Below are 4,310 nucleotides of genomic sequence, written 5' to 3'. Positions count from 1 at the left end.
CCCGCAAGCTACCCCTACCGCGGTCGGACGCCGATCAAGTTGACGGTGCCCGCTGCGGACCACCACGGAAAGCATCGAGGAGTCGCAAGCGGAACGTCTGGTCACCATGCTCGGGCACGTAGTGGATCTACGGGACAAGGTCGAGAAGCTGACCAGTCAGGTGGAACAACTCACCGAGGTGGTTGAGACGACACGGCCCGGTCAACGCCGGCGCGGCCTGTTCGGCTGAGGCCCGCACGCATCGCCGATCCTCACCTTGAAGAGGCGAGATTCCGGGCAGGAGGAGGATCCACTCCAACACCCATCGGCATGGCGCGGGAGGGAGGGAGTTCGACCACGACCGCGGTGCCGACACCGGGCTCGCTCGACATCGTGATGACGCCCCCATGCCTCTCGACCAGCTGGCGCGCCAGCGGCAATCCAAGGCCGGTCCCCTGTCCCCGACGCGCCCGCTGACTGTCGGACTGCTCGAACGCCAGGAAGACCCGCCCCAGGTCCTCGGCCGGAACGCCGATACCGGTGTCGGTCACCGTGACGCGGGTGCGGCCATCGGGAAGCCGTCCCACGGAGACGCCGATCCGACCGCCCCCGGGCGTGAACTTGATGGCGTTGGAAAGCGGTTTCTCCAGCGCCTGCCTGAGCCGGGACCTGTCGCCCAGTACACCGACGACACCGGTCCCCGGCTCCATTCCGATCGTGACGCCGGCGGCGCGGGCGGCCTCCTCGGCGTCACGGAGCACCTCGGCGGCGAGCTCCTTTAAGTCAAACACCTCCTCCCACAGCTCCAGCTTGCCTGCCTGCAGTTTGGCCAGGTCGAGCACGTCGTTGACGAGCGCCAGCAGGCGCTGGCCGGCGTGGTGGATGTCCCCGACATACTCCGCCTGTCGGACGGGCAAGGGGCCGAAGATGCCACTCGACAGCGCCTCGGAGAAACCCAGGATCGCGTTCAGCGGCGTGCGTAGCTCGTGGCTGACGTTGGAGAGGAGGATGGACTTGGTCTCGCCCGCCCGCATGGCGGTGTCGCGCGCCACAGTCAGGTCGTCGCGAAGGTCCATGAGCCGGCGGTTGGAGGTCCGGAATCCGGCTTCCGACAGCATGTGGCTGCGCATCAACCAGCCCAGGGACAGCAACAGCACCGTGAAGCCGACACCGTAGCAGAGAAGCTCCAGCCTGAAGGCGTCCACCCCACCCTGCATCACGCCGACCAGCGCGTTCTGCCGATCCATCACCGCGTGCGACACCCTCCTGTGGGCGACGATGGCCTCCTCGACGCGCGCGTCCGCGATCCGGCGGAAAGCGGCCGGATCGACATCGAGAAGACGCGACACCTGATCGATGCCCCACAGGGCGCGCCGGACCTCGACCATGCCGGCTTCACGGTCGGCCACGAGGGGGCGCCATTCGGAACCACCGGTGCCGGGTGGCGCGTCCACCTGGTCGAGGACATCCCGGAGGAGAAGTCCCATCTCGTTCCTGGCGGTTGCGGGGATCGCACCCGACGCGGCGTCGGGGACGACGGAATGGATCGCCAGCTGGAGACGGAGGAGCGCGGTCGCGAGCCGCCCGTCATACCAGATGCCATTGCCGTGGGTCACGCGGACCGACCGTTCGATGGCGACGAGGTCGTGGAGGAGCATGGGCGAGCTGCCCAGCACCAGCAGGAAGCACAGCGTCCAGACGACCTTGCCCAGGCTCATGAAACGTTTCCCCACGCGCCTGCCCAGGGGCTGGGACATGGCGCCCGTGGGATGGAAATGTCCGCAGGTCGGGATAGTGGAGGAACGCCTCTTAAGGTTCCATGAAGGGAGGCTGGCCATGGATGTTCCCAATCCCACCGATCCCCATGGTCAGGCTTACCGACCACCCTCTCTACGATCGCCCCGTGCCGTGGAGATCAACCTCGCCCGCGACGATTGTCCCACACCTCCGACGCCGGATTGTCGACCGGCATCCTCCGCAGGATGTTCTCACAAACCATGTCCGCGCTATCCTCGAAGCCAGCCCATTGTTCGCGTGGGATTGGACGTCCCAGCATGAGCATGCGGCCGACGAAGTATCGCGCGGCCGGTCGCATCGTCACCGGCACGTTCCCGCCACCCGAACCATCATCCATGACATCCCACTCCTTCCCCGGCGGACCCAGCCCATCCCCGCCGGTCAGGCGGAAACAGCCTGGAGGTGGCGCACCGGCGCGGCGGTGGTCTCGGCGGCGAAGCCGTTGTTCATGGCCCAGATGGCGGCCTGGGTGCGGTTGTTGACGTCGAGCTTGCGCAGCAGCGTCTTCAGGTGGACCTTGATGGTCGCCTCGGTGATGCCGAGCCGGTTGGCGATCAGCTTGTTGCTGGCGCCGCCGACCAGCGACTGCAGGATCTCCCGCTCGCGCGTCGTCAGCCCGCGGACCGAGTTCAGCGGCGACGGCTGACTGGTCATGTCCATCAGCATGGCGGCCAGGTTGGTCGGGAACACCTTCTCGCCCAGCATGATCAACTGGAGCGACTGGACCAGCGCCTCGGGAGAGACGCCCTTGGTCAGGAAACCGTCGGCGCCGCCGGCCATCGCCTGGCGCAGGAGGTCGACCGAGACGTCATCGGCCAGCACGACGATGCGGGCGGCGGGATGGACGTCGCGGAGCCGCTGGAGGTCGGCCGCGTCCTTGATGGCCTGACCCGTGATCACCAGGGCCGGTGTGGCGCCGTCGGTGGCGGCGCTCTCGATCGCCAGATCCATCGTATTGAACTCCGCGCCGACCTCGAACGGGGTGCCGACCAGCAGTTGCTTCAGGCCCTCGCGGAACAGCCGGTTGGATTCAATCAGGACGGTGCGGGTCGAGGTCATGGCGGCTTCTCCAAAAGCGTTGTTGATCGTACGAAGGCGTGTTCCGGGGCGGTGCGCCCTGGCGCGTTCGACGTCGCGTTGGAGGGATAGTGCACGAGAAATCGTGGGCAATAAAGATAAAATTAATACTTTATAAAGAGTAAATCGGCTTATGAGTTTCGCTTGACCGGCATACGCACTTCGCCCCATCGGCGGCATCCCTTGGCTGGCGACGCCGTATCACGCTTCGACGTGTGGGTTTGGTGTGCGGAAGCTGAAAATTTCCGCCAAGCGCACCACCCGATCCGGGATCACCCTCCTGGAAGTCGTGACCGCCACGTCCTCGATCATGCCGTGACAGACGAGGGTTCGCAGGATCTCACCCCATGTGTCCTCGAACCAATCCAACCGTCCCATCGCTCTTCTCCCGCCGATACAACGCTGACCCTAACAGGGACGGGTGAACGATTGATTGACGCTCCATGCCGCGAACCACGGTTCGAACACGGTTGGGGCTGGTATCCGTTTCATGGGAGAAACGCATTTCGCGTCGCATTTTGCGAAGCGCCACGATCGTCAGGCCGGGAACGCTTCCACCGGCCATCATCAGGCTCCACGCTCGTGGTATGGTTTGATCCGTGGACTACTGGAACGGATGGGCATCGCCATGGGCATGAGCGCCTTCAAACTCTTTCTGATCCTCGCCGTCGTTGGTGTCCTGTTCCTGCCGACGCTGATCCGCCGATCACGAGGTGTGCCGGTGATCCTGGAACGGTTAAGGGCGCGTGTCTCCGGAGAGGATCCTGTTGGGAATGGACACGCGGCCGCGTCGCCATCCATCGCTGGACAGGCCGTCAAAACAAGCATGGCGGAACGTCTCGGCGCGGCGCTGGCTCGCCTCGACAGCCGGGTCCGATCGCGGAAGGGATGAGCGCCGGACGTCCATCGTGACCCACCAGAACATTCGAAAACCGCCGTCGATGAACATGCGACGGCAAACAATACGTTAGGTAACTAAATTTTATTCGATAAAAGATATTTTTCCCGGTGTGACGTCCAGCCCTGGGAAGAAGTGCGCCATGCCAGCCACGTTGATCACCGACCCCGATCTCCCATGCCTTGGCATCCCACGGGCAGTGGCCCTGTTCGGCGAGGACGTCGACGGGGTGGGGGCCTACAACCACGAGGTTGGCGACCTGGTGGCCGTCATGTGTGGGCTCCTCGGCTTCGGCGCCTTGGAGACCGAGCGATGGCGGGAGGCGGCCGCCCTTCACGACCTCGGCAAGCTCTGGATCACGCCGGGGATCCTGCTCAAGCGTGGTCCCTTGGATGTGGCGGAGCGGGGGACCATGCGGGACCACGTGGTTCTCGGCTACGCGCGCCTGAGACACCATGACCGTTTGGCCGCGGAGATGGCCCTGTATCATCACGAGAACCATGACGGCACCGGATACCCGTTCGGTCTCGCCGGTGAACATATTCCGGTGAGCGCCCGC

The 4,310-nt window shown here is 65.0% G+C and carries 6 protein-coding genes; 3 read left to right on the top strand and 3 right to left on the bottom strand.

Annotated features, from left to right (window positions below):
- Positions 1-106 precede the first annotated feature (106 nt).
- Positions 107-229 (top strand): hypothetical protein, encoded by a 123-nt coding sequence (locus tag N825_RS40895; protein WP_281174407.1) that lies wholly within the window; start codon positions 107-109, stop codon positions 227-229.
- Between the two features lie 22 nt (positions 230-251).
- Here the strand turns inward: N825_RS40895 and N825_RS37445 are convergent, their stop codons facing one another.
- From N825_RS37445 to N825_RS39555, 3 genes are all read right to left on the bottom strand, one after another.
- Positions 252-1,697: a sensor histidine kinase gene (locus tag N825_RS37445; protein ID WP_198039082.1), complete on the bottom strand. Its 1,446-nt coding sequence runs from the start codon at positions 1,695-1,697 to the stop codon at positions 252-254.
- A gap of 460 nt (positions 1,698-2,157) precedes the next feature.
- A complete protein-coding gene (locus N825_RS35410) occupies positions 2,158-2,835 on the bottom strand; it encodes a LuxR C-terminal-related transcriptional regulator (protein ID WP_037462239.1) in 678 nt (225 codons plus the stop codon).
- A 219-nt stretch (positions 2,836-3,054) separates the two neighbouring features.
- Positions 3,055-3,231: a hypothetical protein gene (locus N825_RS39555; protein ID WP_157619788.1), complete on the bottom strand. Its 177-nt coding sequence runs from the start codon at positions 3,229-3,231 to the stop codon at positions 3,055-3,057.
- Between the two features lie 55 nt (positions 3,232-3,286).
- Between N825_RS39555 and N825_RS39550 the strand changes: the two genes are divergently transcribed.
- On the top strand, positions 3,287-3,745 hold the full coding sequence (locus tag N825_RS39550; protein WP_157619787.1) for a hypothetical protein: 459 nt from the start codon (positions 3,287-3,289) through the stop codon (positions 3,743-3,745).
- Positions 3,746-3,893: 148 nt separating this feature from the next.
- Positions 3,894-4,310: HD-GYP domain-containing protein (locus N825_RS35400; RefSeq protein ID WP_157619786.1), on the top strand; the 417-nt coding region annotated here is incomplete at its 3' end.

This window comes from Skermanella stibiiresistens SB22, assembly GCF_000576635.1.
GTDB lineage: Bacteria > Pseudomonadota > Alphaproteobacteria > Azospirillales > Azospirillaceae > Skermanella > Skermanella stibiiresistens.
The sequence above is the reverse complement of the archived record's forward strand: the minus strand, read 5'-3'. Positions and strand labels throughout refer to the sequence as shown.

What these genes read in the sequence shown, in the direction of transcription:
- N825_RS40895 (WP_281174407.1), top strand. Translation starts at nt 107, where the DNA reads ATGCTCGGGCACGTAGTGGATCTACGGGACAAGGTCGAGAAGCTGACC.
- N825_RS37445 (WP_198039082.1), bottom strand. Translation starts at nt 1,697, where the DNA reads ATGAGCCTGGGCAAGGTCGTCTGGACGCTGTGCTTCCTGCTGGTGCTG.
- N825_RS35410 (WP_037462239.1), bottom strand. Translation starts at nt 2,835, where the DNA reads ATGACCTCGACCCGCACCGTCCTGATTGAATCCAACCGGCTGTTCCGC.
- N825_RS39555 (WP_157619788.1), bottom strand. Translation starts at nt 3,231, where the DNA reads ATGGGACGGTTGGATTGGTTCGAGGACACATGGGGTGAGATCCTGCGA.